This is a genomic window from Paenarthrobacter sp. DKR-5, assembly GCF_018531425.1.
In the GTDB taxonomy this organism is placed as follows: domain Bacteria; phylum Actinomycetota; class Actinomycetes; order Actinomycetales; family Micrococcaceae; genus DKR-5.
Window position 1 is genome coordinate 302,107 of sequence record NZ_JAHBOI010000004.1, and the last position, 13,267, is coordinate 315,373.

13 protein-coding genes, 1 other RNA gene and 1 pseudogene are annotated in these 13,267 nt (G+C 67.3%); 10 read left to right on the plus strand and 5 right to left on the minus strand.

Annotation, left to right across the window (positions count from 1 at the left end):
- Positions 1-41 precede the first annotated feature (41 nt).
- Genes ftsE through smpB form a run of 4 tightly spaced genes read left to right on the plus strand, consistent with a single transcriptional unit; the run spans position 42 to position 3,593 of the window.
- Positions 42-755, plus strand: coding sequence for a cell division ATP-binding protein FtsE (gene ftsE / locus KIH31_RS10590; protein ID WP_214427079.1), 714 nt, complete (start codon positions 42-44; stop codon positions 753-755).
- The gene (ftsX, locus tag KIH31_RS10595; protein ID WP_214427080.1) at positions 752-1,666 is read left to right on the plus strand and encodes a permease-like cell division protein FtsX; all 915 of its coding nucleotides are present in this window, start codon (positions 752-754) and stop codon (positions 1,664-1,666) included. The genes ftsE and ftsX overlap by 4 nt, the downstream gene beginning before the upstream one ends.
- Before the next feature lie 42 nt (positions 1,667-1,708).
- Positions 1,709-3,070 carry a M23 family metallopeptidase gene (locus KIH31_RS10600; RefSeq protein WP_214427081.1) on the plus strand — a complete coding sequence of 454 codons (1,362 nt, stop codon included), beginning with the start codon at positions 1,709-1,711 and terminating at the stop codon, positions 3,068-3,070.
- Between the two features lie 49 nt (positions 3,071-3,119).
- Positions 3,120-3,593, plus strand: a complete 474-nt coding sequence (gene smpB / locus KIH31_RS10605) for an SsrA-binding protein SmpB (protein WP_214427082.1) — start codon at positions 3,120-3,122, stop codon at positions 3,591-3,593.
- A gap of 220 nt (positions 3,594-3,813) precedes the next feature.
- Here the strand turns inward: smpB and KIH31_RS10610 are convergent, their stop codons facing one another.
- Positions 3,814-4,884 (minus strand): hypothetical protein, encoded by a 1,071-nt coding sequence (locus KIH31_RS10610; protein ID WP_307857618.1) that lies wholly within the window; start codon positions 4,882-4,884, stop codon positions 3,814-3,816.
- Positions 4,885-5,074: 190 nt separating this feature from the next.
- On the opposite strand from KIH31_RS10610, the gene ssrA reads away from it, so the two are divergent.
- Both ssrA and KIH31_RS10620 read left to right on the plus strand, forming a co-directional pair.
- Positions 5,075-5,441: a transfer-messenger RNA gene (gene ssrA / locus KIH31_RS10615) on the plus strand.
- A gap of 186 nt (positions 5,442-5,627) precedes the next feature.
- Positions 5,628-6,146: a hypothetical protein gene (locus KIH31_RS10620; RefSeq protein WP_214427084.1), complete on the plus strand. Its 519-nt coding sequence runs from the start codon at positions 5,628-5,630 to the stop codon at positions 6,144-6,146.
- Here the strand turns inward: KIH31_RS10620 and KIH31_RS10625 are convergent.
- Positions 6,134-7,006, minus strand: a complete 873-nt coding sequence (locus KIH31_RS10625) for a glycosyltransferase family 2 protein (protein ID WP_214427085.1) — start codon at positions 7,004-7,006, stop codon at positions 6,134-6,136. The two genes, KIH31_RS10620 and KIH31_RS10625, sit on opposite strands and share 13 nt — an antisense overlap.
- 82 nt (positions 7,007-7,088) lie before the next feature.
- Positions 7,089-7,505 carry a YchJ family metal-binding protein gene (locus KIH31_RS10630; RefSeq protein WP_307857619.1) on the minus strand — a complete coding sequence of 139 codons (417 nt, stop codon included), beginning with the start codon at positions 7,503-7,505 and terminating at the stop codon, positions 7,089-7,091.
- A gap of 58 nt (positions 7,506-7,563) precedes the next feature.
- Between KIH31_RS10630 and KIH31_RS10635 the strand changes: the two genes are divergently transcribed.
- From KIH31_RS10635 to KIH31_RS10645, 3 genes are read left to right on the plus strand one after another with little or no spacing between them, the layout of a single operon-like run.
- Positions 7,564-8,625: a hypothetical protein gene (locus KIH31_RS10635; RefSeq protein WP_214427086.1), complete on the plus strand. Its 1,062-nt coding sequence runs from the start codon at positions 7,564-7,566 to the stop codon at positions 8,623-8,625.
- Positions 8,622-9,599: an ABC transporter ATP-binding protein gene (locus tag KIH31_RS10640; protein ID WP_214427087.1), complete on the plus strand. Its 978-nt coding sequence runs from the start codon at positions 8,622-8,624 to the stop codon at positions 9,597-9,599. The genes KIH31_RS10635 and KIH31_RS10640 overlap by 4 nt, the downstream gene beginning before the upstream one ends.
- A complete protein-coding gene (locus KIH31_RS10645) occupies positions 9,586-10,455 on the plus strand; it encodes an ABC transporter permease (protein ID WP_214427088.1) in 870 nt (289 codons plus the stop codon). The genes KIH31_RS10640 and KIH31_RS10645 overlap by 14 nt, the downstream gene beginning before the upstream one ends.
- Before the next feature lie 19 nt (positions 10,456-10,474).
- Here the strand turns inward: KIH31_RS10645 and KIH31_RS10650 are convergent, their stop codons facing one another.
- Positions 10,475-10,612, minus strand: coding sequence for a hypothetical protein (locus tag KIH31_RS10650; protein WP_214427089.1), 138 nt, complete (start codon positions 10,610-10,612; stop codon positions 10,475-10,477).
- A 112-nt stretch (positions 10,613-10,724) separates the two neighbouring features.
- Positions 10,725-12,128, minus strand: coding sequence for an HNH endonuclease signature motif containing protein (locus tag KIH31_RS10655; protein ID WP_214427090.1), 1,404 nt, complete (start codon positions 12,126-12,128; stop codon positions 10,725-10,727).
- A gap of 160 nt (positions 12,129-12,288) precedes the next feature.
- On the opposite strand from KIH31_RS10655, the pseudogene KIH31_RS10660 reads away from it, so the two are divergent.
- Positions 12,289-13,262 (plus strand): annotated as a pseudogene (locus KIH31_RS10660) (IS481 family transposase).
- Positions 13,263-13,267 lie beyond the last annotated feature (5 nt).

Genomic DNA, 13,267 nt, shown 5'->3' on the forward strand with positions numbered 1-13,267 from the left:
CCCCCGACGCCCGGCTCCTTGTCGGACGGGCATGGAAAGCCATGATTCGTTTCGATAATGTGACCAAGGTCTATGACCAGACGGCGCGGCCTGCGCTGGATTCCGTAAGCCTGGAAATCGAACGCGGGGAGTTCGCATTCCTGGTCGGTGCCTCCGGGTCAGGCAAGTCCACCTTCCTGCGCCTTGTCCTCAAGGAGGACAAGGCCACCCGCGGCACCGTCTACGTAGCCGGGCAGAACGTGGCCAACATCTCCAGCTGGCGCGTTCCGCGGTTGCGCCGGGGGATCGGCGTCGTCTTTCAGGACTTCCGCCTGCTGCCCAACAAGACGGTGTTCGCCAACGTGGCCTTCGCGATGCAGGTGATCGGGCGCAGCCGCGGCATCATCCGGGAGACGGTTCCCGAGGTGCTCAAGACGGTCGGCCTCGAAGGCAAGGGCCACCGCATGCCGCACGAGCTCTCCGGCGGCGAGCAGCAGCGCGTGGCGATCGCCCGCGCCGTCGTCAACAAGCCCGGGATCCTGCTGGCCGACGAGCCGACCGGCAACCTTGACCCGACCACCTCGCAGGGCATCATGAGCGTGCTGGACAAAATCAACCAGAACGGCACCACCGTGGTGATGGCAACTCACGACGACGACATCGTCAACTCCATGCGCAAGCGCGTGATTGAACTGCGCGGCGGCACCGTCGTGCGTGACGAGGCCCGCGCGCTCTACACCTCGATGATTCCGGCCGTGAAGGAGGCCGGACGATGAGACTGGCCTTCATTCTCAGCGAAATCGGGGGCGGCCTGCGCCGCAACCTCTCCATGGTGGTTTCGGTCATCCTGGTCACCTTCGTCTCGCTCACCTTCGTGGGAGCGGCGGGCCTGCTGCAGCTGCAGATCCAGCAGATGAAGGGCTTCTGGTACGACAAGGTCCAGGTGGCCGTCTTCCTCTGCGTCAGCAACTCCACGGCCCCCTCCTGCGCGTCCGGCCCGGTGACCAAGGAGCAGCGCGCCAACATCGAGGCGATGCTGAAGTCCCCGGCCGTTTCCCAGTACGTGGCCAACTACCAGTACGAGTCGCAGGCCGACGCGCTCAAGCACTTCAAGGAGCAGTTCGCGAACTCCCCGATCGTGGACTCCGTGTCGGCTGACCAGCTGCCCGAGTCCTTCCGGATCAACCTGGTGAACCCGGAGAAGTACCCGATCATCAACGAGACCTTCTCCTCGACCCCCGGGGTGGACACGGTGGTGGACCAGCGGCAGCTGCTGGAGAAACTCTTCACCTTCATGAACGGGGCCTCCCTGGTCGCGGTCGGGATCGCGGGCGTGATGATCATCTGCGCGATCCTGCTGATCGCGACGACGATCAGGCTCTCGGCGTTCAGCAGACGCAGGGAGACGGGAATCATGCGCCTGGTGGGCGCCTCGAAGATGGTGATCCAGTTGCCCTTCATCCTGGAGGGCGTGATTGCCGCCGTCGTCGGCGCGGTCCTGGCATCGGTGACCTTGTGGGCGGTGCTGCGCTTCTTCGTGGGGGACACCCTGGCGCAGCAGTTCAAGGACACGCCATTCATATCCTCCAGCCAGGTGCTGCTGGTGTCTCCGCTACTCATCGGCCTCGGCGTCGTGCTGGCCGGCGTCTCGTCGCTGCTGACCCTGAGGCGCTACCTCAAAGTCTGATCTGTCTTACGTTTTTCGCGGGTCTCGAACAAAGGAATACGCATGAGCGAGTTCATCCGCCGGGGGGCGGACGGCAAGCGCCGGCTGAAGGGCCTGTCGGTCTTCAGCGCGGTCACGTGCTTCAGTCTGTCGCTGGGGCTGCTGGCTGCCACCCCGGTCCAGGCTGACGACCTTTCCGACCAGCAGGACGCCCTGCGCCAGCAGGCTGCCCAGGTGGCTGACTCGCTGGAATTCGTCGACGCCGGCATCGCCCGGTCCGCGGCGGACCTCACCCTCTACCAAGGCCAGCTTCCGGGAGCCCAGCGCGCCCTCGCCGACGCCGAGGCGCGCGTCGCCAGCGCCAGCCAGGAGGTCGACGCCCTGGCGGCCCGGGTTGACCTGGCCGAGCAGACGAAGGCGAAGATCAACCAGCAGATCGACGCGGACCGCAGCAGGATGTCCGAGACAAAGAAGATGATCGGCCAGATCGCCACCCAGGCCTACAAGAGCGGTGGGGTGCCCGCGGACCTGTCTTTGATCTTCGGCACCAAGGACGCCAAGGACCTGGCCGGCACATTCGACATGGCGGACCAGGCGCTGCGCACGCAGAACGCGGCGATGGAAAAGCTGACCCAGCAGAACGCCACGAACGTCAACTCGCAGGCACGCCTGCAGGCTGTCGAGTCCGAGATCAAGGACCTCAAAGCCAAGGCCGACGCCGCGCTGGCCCGCGAAAAGGTCGCCCGCAGCGAAGCCGAGGCAAAGAAGGCGGCCGTTGACGCGCTGATCGCCAAGACCAGGAAGCTCAATTCCCAGCTGCAGGCCCGGAAGCCCCAGATCCAGGCTGAGCTCGCCTCGGTCAAGAAACAACAGGCTCAGGTGGCGGCGCAGATCGCCGAGCAGCAGCGCAAGGCCAGGGAGGCCTGGCTGGCGGCCCAGCGCCGTGCCGCGGCAGCCGCGGGCCAGAACAACTACACCCCGCCGCCGGCCGGGAACCCGTCCGCCTTTGGTTTGCGGCACCCGTTCGCCGGGGACATTCCGATCACCTCCGGGTTCGGCTACCGGCTGACGCCGCCCGGCACCATCGACTTCTACGGCACCGGCGGCTACATGCACACCGGCGTCGACTTCGGCGCCACCTGCGGAACGCCTGTCTACGCCGCAGCGGCGGGAACGGTCACCGTGGGCGGCTGGACCAACCTGGGCGGCGGCTTCACCGTGATGATCAACCACGGCGTCATCCAAGGCAACGCGCTGACCACGGTCTACTACCACAACACGCGCGTGCTCGTCTCGCCGGGCCAGCACGTCGACCAAGGCCAGCAGATAGCCGTCAGCGGCAGCACGGGCAACTCGACGGGCTGCCACGCGCACTTTGAGACGTGGCTGAACGGTTCGCCGGTGGACCCGATGACCCTGCTCTGACGCGGTGGCGTAGAATAGTTCTTTCTATCTAGCCAGAAGGAGTTCGACCGTGCCGAAAGAGAGTGGCCGGAAGGTTGTGGCCACCAATCGGAAGGCCCGGCATGACTACCACATCCTGGATACCTACGAGGCAGGCCTGGTGCTGATGGGCACCGAGGTGAAGTCCCTGCGGGAAGGCCGGGCGTCCTTGGTGGACGGTTTTGCGACCTTCTACAACGACGAACTGTGGCTCGAGGGCATCCACATTCCGGAGTACATGCAGGGCAGCTGGACCAACCACTCGTCCCGACGCCGGCGGAAGCTGCTGCTGCACCGCGACGAGCTGACGAAGATCTCGCACAAGATCCGCGAGTCCGGCTTCACGATCGTCCCGCTGCAGCTGTACTTCCTGGATGGCCGCGCCAAGGTGGAAATCGCCATTGCGCGGGGTAAGAAGGACTACGACAAGCGTCAAAGCCTGCGTGAGAAGCAGGACACGCGCGAGGCCCTGCGCGCGATGCGTGAGAAGAACCTCGCCCGCTGATCAGTTGCTGGACCCGGGCCGCTCATCCTCCGTTGCGCCGGGCTCCCGGGCTTGCAGGGTTTGCCTGTCCGGATCGGTCAGGTGCCGCGGCGAGGCCTCGTCCCGGCGTCGCCGCGTCCAGTACGCAGCGGCATCCTCCCCGGTCTGGCCCGTCTCATGGACAACTGGTTCCCGGGGATCGTGCTGCTCCTCGCCGTATCCGTCCGCCGGCTGCGGCGGGTCAGGAAGCTGAGGCGCGGGCATAGGCCTGCTGCACCTGCGTTCCCCAGTACGGACCGAACATGGTGTTCTTCACCGCCGAGTACCCGAAGCTGTTGACTGAGTTCTGGTAGCCCCCCGACCCGGAACCGATGAACCAGGGACCGCCGGAGGAACCTCCGTTGAGCGAGCAGGGGATGCCTTGGGACTGGCTGCCCTCATAGGTGTCGGCTTTGGCCCTGCCGCCGCAGGAGTACAGGGACTGGCCGCTGAAGGGGGGCGCCGCCGGATAGCCGAAGGCAGAGTAGGTCAGGCCGCGCGGCTGGTTGAAGGCGACACCGGACCCGCCGACGACGTCGGCGAGGTTCCTTCCCTTGAGCCGGTTGACGACCACGAAAGCGGTGTCCACGTTGATGTCCCCGGAGGACGCCCAGCCGGAGGTGGTCACGATGGCCCTGGCGCTCCACAAGCCGTAGGGGGCCGACCCGTTGCTGTAGCCCGGAGCGAACGCGAAGTTCGTGGCATAGGCGCCGCCGTTCATGTCCTTGGCGCAGTGGCCGGCGGTGCTTACGGTGTTGCGGTTGCCCGCGGCGACGGAGTTGGCCGAACAGACGTAGTCGCCGCCGTTCATCGTGAAGAACACCTTGCCGATGGTCCGCACCGGTGCCCGGCGCAGGGCTGCCGCGGCAGGGTCGGAGACGGACACCTGGGAGGCGGGCGCTGTACGGACGGCGGAAGAAACCGGCACCGGGGCCACCGGCTCGACGGCCGTGGGGAGCGCCCCGGCGACGTCGGCGGACGCGCTGTTCAGCCGCGGTGCTGCCGCGACCAAGTCCGAGGCGTCGCGGGCGGCTCTCATCCGCTGCGGCGTCCAATATCTCTCAGGGGCATTGCCGCTCTGGGCCTCGCTGAGCAGGTGGGCAACGGGATCCGCGGCGGCTGACGGCAGCGGGGCCGGGGCTGCGGAGGAAGTGGTGGCGGGAGCGGCGGAAGGCGCAGGGGGAGCAGCCGAGGCTGGACCGGTTTGGCAGAACAAGGCGGTGAGGCATGCTGCCGCCAGGACTCCCGTGCGGCGCGCTGTTGAGGGCTTCACGAGGGCCTCCATCAACTGTGAGGTGCTTCGGTTGCCAAACTTCTTGACTCCCTTAGTCTTGACCCATCGGCGGTGCGGTGTCTACCTTCCGCCGGCAGCGGGTAGGAATACATCCATCACCTCGTGCGTTAGACTGGATGTCTCGACGGAACCGGGAAACCGGCGCCTCGGGATTTTGATAACACCATAAGGGGATGACAGGTTTCGACGATGTTTGTCGCGACAGGTGAAGCGGGCCGAGGATACAGAGTTATCTCGTTAACGCTCTCTGTAAACCAATAAGTGCCAAATCTACGCGCACTGACTTCGCTCTCGCTGCCTAAGTAGCGAACGAGTCCGTCAGACCGGGTATGCTCTCGACCCGGATCCTGGCGTCATTTAGAGGGCCACTGCTCTAAACCCTCGTCGCAGGGGTTTAGGGGACTTTTATGTGACTGAGCTTGGCAGCAACTTGTTTGCATGATTGCTGGAGCTGAGAAAAACCGACGCAAACTGCGCCCGGAGAAGCCCTGACAACACGACATCGGACGGGGGTTCAATTCCCCCCATCTCCACTCCCCAGACACAGCAAGAGCCTTGGATTCCCAGGGCTCTTGCTGTGTCCGGGGACCGTTTTTCCGCGCACTACCTGTTTTCGCTACCACGTCAAGAGCCTTCTACCCTGTCGCGCTGACCCATCCGCTGGCATCATGTGAACCGATGACGGACATGAGCACCGCAGGCACGGCCTGTCAGGGGGAACGATGAAGAAAATTCTGCCCGGACTCGTTCTTGTCCCGCTGCTGCTGGCGGGATGCGGATCCCCCGCGGGCGGGAGGACGCCGGCTTCGGACCGGTCGCCTGCCGCAGCGTCGGCAACGGCGGCCACCACGGATCAGTTTGCCGCCGTCATATCGAGGGAGGCGCCGATTTGGCGTGATTATGACTCCAACCTCGACGGCTGCAACAAGGCAGGCGAGGGAGTGAATCCCGATGATTTCGCCAAGGCGACCGCCTGCACGAAGAATGCGCAGACGGTGGCCGCCACCGCGCGGGCGGCGGAGGAAGAGCTCCAAGCCCTGCACACACCGCCGGCCGAGATCAAGGCGCTGGTGGCTCGCACGTTGAAGGCGCTGGACCCGGTAGCGAAGTCAAAGACTGACCAAACCTGCCAGGACCTAACGAGTGACCCCTGCTACAACTCAGTGGACGCCCTCGACAACGCGGTGCCCCACCTTGTCAATCTGCTGGACGACTGGGACCAGTATTCTCAGAGTCGGTAACTGGCCCTTAGACGCGCTTCCACGCCGTGGCGGTCGCGCTTGCCCAGCCGGCTGGCCGCTTCCATCATGCACCGGGCGAAGTCGGCGACATCGGGATCCTCCGGGTAGGGCTTCCCCGGCGCGGGCCGGTTGTATAGGATCGTGGACGCCGACCCATGGAAACCGATCCGGTCCGCCGCAAGCTTGCCGAAGGAGTCGGCCAGGATCCTGTCTCCGTTTTCGTCGGACCAGGCCCGTCTCTGGCTGAGCTGGGTCTGGTGGCGACGGTAGGCGATGGTGGGAAGCCACGGGATACGAAGCATGCGCAGCCCGGCAGCCGCTGCGCGAAGCCACAAGTCGTAGTCCTCGGCAGGAGTCGGCTGGTAGCCGCCGAGGGACTCCAGCGCCGAGCGGGCGGCATACATTGTCGGGTTCATCAGCACGTTTGTCATCAGCAGGTGCAGCGGCATCGCCTCGGGAGAGATTCCCGGCTCCAAGTGTGGCCTGTACGGCACGTTCTTGGCATTGATCATCAAGGCCTGCGAGAAGACCATGTCGACGCCTTCGAGGGCGCGGCGCTGAACGGTGAACCTCCACGGAAGGCAGATGTCGTCTCCGTCAATGCGGGCCACGTGTTCGCCACTGGCATGCGAGAGGAGCGCCGTCGACGCCGCCGCGACGCCGGCCGGTTGCTCATTTCTGAAGACCCTGAGGCGCTTGTCGCGCACGGAGGCAAGGAACGTACCGGTCCCGTCCGTGCTGCCGTCATCAAGGACAAGAAGCTCGGCGTCCCGCGGCATCGCCCGAAGGGTGCTGGACACGGTTGACTTCAGGTACGGCATCCCGTCCTTGACGGGAATCAGCACGCTCAGCTGTGGCACGGTGGACCTTTCGTTTGGCTCATGTCCGAGTCTAGGGGGAGCGGGCAGTGGGGGAATGCCGGTTGCCTTGGCGCGCCCCGCGTCAGGAGAGCTCGAGGTGCTTCGCCTCCAGGTAGACCCAGCGTCCGTCTTCGCGGACGAAGCTGCTGGTTTCGTGCAGCACCGAGGTGACGTCGTCGCGCCGGCTGTAGGCGCGGAACTCGACCACGCCGTCGGCGTCGAGGAAGCCGCCGCGCACCGTGCCGAGGATGTCGAGCCGGCGCCAGTGCGTCTGCGGGTCCAGATCCAGTCCGGCGGGTCTGGTGCTGGAGTGCCAGGTGCGGAGCAGGTACCCGCCGTCGTTCGCGGCGAAAGCGGAGTACCGCGAGCGCATCAGCGCCTCCGCGGTGGGTGCCGCAGCCTCGCCGCGATGGTACCGGGCGCAGCAGGACCCGTAGCTGTCCCCGCTGAGGCAGGGGCAGCGGTCGGAAGGGCCCGGCGGTCCGAAAGAAATGCTCACCGTCCCATTATCAGGCGTACCCTTGAACTATGGATTCCGACGGCGGAATGAGCCGGACATGAACCGGACCTGGAAGCGGTGGATGCCGGCAGCAGTGGTTCCTGCGGTACTGGCGGCGGGTACCGCTGTGAGCGCTTTTCAGGCAAACACGGCCGACCTCCCGGCCAAGACCCCGGCGCAGCTCATTGAGATGATCGCCGCTAGCAAAGTCGACACTCTTTCGGGGACGCTGGAGCAGACGTCCGACCTCGGACTGCCCGAGCTGCCCGCCACCGGGCCGGGCGCGAACGCAGGGGCGGCCTCCGCGCTTGAGTTGTTAACCGGTTCGCACACGGCGCGGATCTACCTCGGCGGCCCCTCCAAGGTCCGTCTGCAGGTGATGGACAGGCTGGCGGAACGCGACGTCGTCCGCAGCGGAAACCAGCTCTGGTTCTACACATCCAAGGACAACACTGCCTCGCATCTGACCCTGCCTGCCGCTTCCTCCCGCCGCGAAGTTCCTGCACCGGCGCAGACCGGCACCCCCGCCGAGCTCGCACAACGCCTGCTAGCCGCTGCCGACCGCAGCACGGAGGTGTCGGTCGGCCCCGACACCCAGGTGGCGGGCCGGAAGGCCTACACCCTGATGCTCACGCCGCGCGCCGCCGACACCCTCATTGGGCAGGCGTCAGTTGCAGTCGACGCGGGGAACGGGCTGCCGCTCAGCGTCAGTGTCCGGGCCCGCGGCCAGCAGGATCCGGCTTTCCGCCTCGCCTTCGAAAGCGTGAGCTTCCAGACCCCGTCGGCGGACCTGTTCCGGTTCGAGCCTCCGGCTGGCGCGACCGTGAAGCAGCAGACGGTTCCGCAGGCGGCGCCCTCCACAAAGGCGTCCCACCCGGCCGCCAAGGGCGCGAAGGCGAAGACGTCCGGAAGAGGCTGGGACGCCGTCGCCGAGCTGCCCGCCGGTTCGTTGCCCGCCGGCTTCGCCTCGTCCGGGGTGCTGTCACAGCTGTCCCGACCGGTGGCGGGAGGGCGGCTGCTTTCCACCTCGCTTGTGAACGTACTGCTCACGGATGACGGGCGCGTCCTGGCCGGTTCCGTTGCCCCGGAGCGGCTCCAAGCGGCTGCCGCCGGCCGGTGACGGAGCAGCCGTCGGACGCCGGACTGGCGATCGAAACCCGCGGCCTGACGAAGCGGTTCGGGCATGCCGCCGCCGTCGACGGCATCGGGCTCGCGGTGCCGCGGGGCTCCGTTTTCGGTTTTCTGGGCCCGAACGGGTCGGGCAAAACCACGACCATCCGGGTGTTGCTCGGGCTTGCCGCGGCGAGCAGCGGAGAGGTCAGTGTGCTGGGGGAGGAGATGCCCCGCCACGTCCGTACCGTGCTGCCGAGGGTAGGCGCTTTGGTCGAGGGACCTGCCTTCTACCCGTTCCTTTCCGGCGCGGCGAACCTTGCGCGGCTGGACTCGGCTGACCGCTATGCGTCGCGGGCCACCCGGAGAGCGAGGGTCCGCGCGGCATTGGAGCGGGTTGGCCTGTCGCATGCCGCGGACAAGAAGGTGCGGGCTTACTCGCTCGGCATGAAGCAGCGCCTCGGGATCGCCAACGCCCTGCTGGTTCCGCGCGAGCTGCTCGTCCTTGACGAACCGACCAACGGGCTCGACCCGCAGGGCACGCGGGAGGTGCGGAGCCTTGTGCGGTCGCTTGCCGAAGAAGGCACGACGGTCTTCGTCTCCAGTCATTTGCTGGCGGAAGTCGAGCAGATCTGCACCCACGCGGCGGTCATGAGCGCCGGGCGGCTGGTTGCCCAAGGCACCCTGGACCAGCTCCGGCGGGAGGGCAGCGGCCGGCGCGTCCTTGTGCGGACTCCCGACGTCGAACTGGCCAGGACCGTCCTGCGGACGCTGCGCCTGGACCTCCTGCCGCCCGGCCCCGACGATGCGGTGAGGGCTTCCCTGGACGGGGCCGACGGAGGTGGGGAAGGAATCCTGCCGGAAACCATCGCGGCCGAACTGGTGCGCGGCGGGGTCCGGGTCCGGGGCTTCGACATCCAAGGCACGACCCTTGAGGAGCGCTTTGTGGCGCTGACAGGGGAGGGATTCGATGTTGCGCGCTGAGGCCGCCGACGGGAGGCCCGCCGGCGGCCGGCGGCCCTCCGCGGGGTGGGGGCTGCTGGCCTCCGAGCTGGGCGTGCTCTTCCGGCGGCGCCGCACCTGGGCCATGCTCCTGGCGCTCGCCGCGGTGCCGGTGCTCATCGCCGTCGCCGTCAAGCTGTCCTCAAGCGCGCCCGCACCCGGAAAGGGACCTCCCTTCCTGGACCGGGTCACGCAGAACGGCCTCTTCGTGGGCGTTACGGCCCTGGTGGTGTCCACGCCGCTGTTCCTGCCCTTGACGGTCGGCGTCGTGGCGGGGGACACCGTCGCCGGGGAGGCGGGGCTGGGAACGCTGCGCTACCTGCTGGTCGCTCCTGCGGGAAGGGTGCGCCTGCTGGCGGTGAAGTATGCCGGGGCGGCGGCCTTCAGCCTTGCAGCGCCCGCCGCCGTCGCCGGAGCCGGTATGGCGATTGGAGCAGCACTGTTCCCGGTCGGTCCGGTCACCCTGCTCTCCGGCGACACCGTTGGCGTCGGTGAAGCGGTGCAACGACTGTGGCTGGTGGCCCTCTACATCGCGGTGTCCCTGCTCGGCCTGTCCGCCCTCGGCCTGTTCATGTCGACGTTGACGGACGTGCCGGTCGGGGCAATGGCGACGACGGTGGTAGCGGCTGTGGTGTCCCAGGTCCTCGACGCGTTGCCACAGCTCGACTGGCTGCATCCGTGGCTGCTCAGCCACTACTGGCTGGACTTCGCCGATCTGCTGCGGCAACCCGTTTCCTGGGACTCGTTCACCGCGAACGCCGCCCTTCAGGCGGGCTATGTCGCGGTGTTCGGAGCGCTCGCGTACGGACGGTTCACCACCAAGGACGTCCTGGCCTAGGCGGTGAACCGTCGGTGCCCTAGGAGCGCTTCTTCATGTGGGCGACGGGGTCCGGAGCGTTCTCCGCAACACCCTTCGCACGCTTGTCCGCGCGCTTTTCCTTGATGGTTTTCACAGGCTTCTTCGTCAGATGCCGGTGAGGCGATTTGTCAGGCATGGTCCTGCTCCCTAACGTCGGGGCCGAGCGGGCCCGAGACCCTGTAGGCATCCCCCCCGCATTTCACGCTACGCCTGTTGCACGGCCCCCGCTACTGTCCGCGAAGGACGGTTCAGGTTCGAGGCTGGGTGAGGTAGATGCGGCCGGTGGGTGAGGTCCATTCGAGGGTGCCGTGGTTGAGATGACGGTAGGTCCAGCGGCCGATGGTTTTGAAGCGATGGTGTTTGGGGCACAAGTGGGCCAAGTTGCCGGCGCTGGTGGTGCCGCCGTGCTGCCATTCGGTGGTGTGGTCCAGCTGGCAGGAGCGGACGGCGCGGTTGCAGCCGGGGAAGCGGCAGGTCCCGTCGCGCTGGGCGAGGTAGCGGGCGAGGGATTTCGGGGCCGTGTAGGCGTCGCGGCCGACGGAGAGCACCGCTCCGGTCTCGGGGTGGGTGAGCAACCGGTAGAGGGACGGGCAGCCGGCTGCGAGCCGGCGCGCGGTTTCGGCGGGGATGGGCCCGTACCCGTCCAGGTCCGCGGGGATGTCCGCGCCCAGCAGGGTCAGCAGCGGCACGGTCACCGAGACGGTCGCCCGCGGGGACACCCCTGCCCGGCTCCCGGTCTGGCCGGGGCCGGCGGTGCTGTCGTTGTGCAGGAGGAGGCGGGTGAAGAGGTCGGCTTCGAGCTGGGCGCCGGTGGCGGCGGTGCCTTCGGTTTTCGCGGCGGCGGCGTCGGCCCGGAGCCGGTGGTAGGCCGCCAGGGCGGTGTCGGCGGGAAGGTAGGCGGCCAGCCAGGCCATGCCGTCCGGGGCCGGGTCGAAGCACACCCGGCGGTCCTCCACCGCGGCCCGGTGGCGGCGGGTGAGGGCTTCGGGGTGGTGCTGTTCCCGGTACCGGCGCGCGCGGGCTGCCAGCTGGGGACGGGTGCAGCCCGCCGCGGCGGCGGTGAGCAGTTCGCGTTCGTAGGTTTTGTTCGCGTGCGCGGGCAGCCCGTGCGCGTTCTCGGTGATGGTGACGGCTTTGGTCCAGGTGATCGTCCCGGCCGCCAAGGCGGCCAGCGTCGCGGGGAAGTCCTGCACGAGCTCACCGGAGCGCACGGTCAGATCCCCGGCGGTGCGTTCGGGCAGGCCCAGGGCCGCGGCGATGTCCGTGACCGTCAGTGACGCCGCCAGGGCCGGGTCCGGGACGAAGGCCGCCGACGCCGGGTCATCGCTGGCGGCGGCCAACAGCGCGTGCATCAGGACCGCCCGGCACGCGTCCGCGAACGAGGCCAGCCGCTGGGCGGCCTGCAGCGCCGAGAGCGCCTGGTCATAGCCGAGCCGGTCCGCCGGCAGCATCGTCAACAGTTCCAGCGCCAGGAATGGATCCGCGTCCGCCTCGGATCCGGTCCCGGTGCTCGCGTCGGCGGCGAGCAGGTCGAACTGCTCAGAGCGCACCCGGGCGGCCAGCGCGCGTTCCTCCGCACTCACTGGCGCGAAACTCAAGCCGCCGTCTCCATGGTCGACGTCGTCGTCGACCAAAACCACCGGGTCGTCCATAACCACATGGTCGCACCCGCCTCCGACAATTCCGGGCCGCGTGCACGGCGGCGGGGAGCGGGCCTAGTTGTACTGAGTCAGGACGTTGGTTACATCGTGAATAGGTGAGGACCTCTTAGGTTGGTGGTTACCACACACAGCCAACGATTAAGAGGTCCTCATGTCCCACGGTAATGCCCGCCTTACTCCGAACGGTAGGCGGATCATCATCGAGCGCGTCCTCGCCGGCCGTCCCGTCGCCCACGTGGCCAAGGAGATGGGCGTCTCACGGACGTGCGCGCACCGCTGGATCAGCCGTTACCGGTCCCACGGCTGGGACGGCCTTGAAGATCGCAGTTCCCGTCCAAGGTCATGCCCGCACGCCACGCCGGCGAAGGTTGTTGCCGAAGTCCTGAGTCAGCGGGTCGAACACCGTGAAGGGCCAACGGACCTGGCGGTCCGTTGCGGGGTCAGCGCCCGGACGGTTTCCCGGATCCTGGCCCGGGCCGGCATGCCCCGGCTCCGGGACCTGGACCCGGTAACGGGGACACGTATCCGGGCATCCCGTGCCTCCGACCGCCGCTATGAGCGCGACGCCCCGGGAGACATGATCCATATCGATGTCAAGAAACTCGGCAGGATTCCCGACGGCGGCGGTTGGCGGGCAGACCCGAACCAATCCGCCCGCAACCATTCCACAGGCCACACAAGGGCCGGTTTTGATTACGTCCACGTGGCCGTGGACGACCATTCCCGGTTGGCCTACGCCGAGGTCCTACCCGACGAGAAAGGCCCGACCTGCGCCGGGTTCCTCACCCGGGCCGCCGCGGCCATGGCAGCCAACGGCGCACCGGTCAAACGGGTCATGACCGACAACGCCTTCGCCTACCGGCTCTCCCGCGACTTCCAGGACGCCCTGCCCGGCTGGGGGCCAAACACATCCTGATCAACCCCCGCCATCCATGGCAGAACGGCAAAGCAGAACGCTTCAACCGCACCCTGCAAGAAGGCTGGGCCTACCGCCAACCATTCACTTCCAACCAAGCCCGCACGGACGCCCTGCAGCCATGGCTAAACTTCTACAACAACCACCGCCCACACGGCAGCCTCGGAGGAAACCCACCCATCAGTAGATGCAACCAACCTACTGACTGAGTACA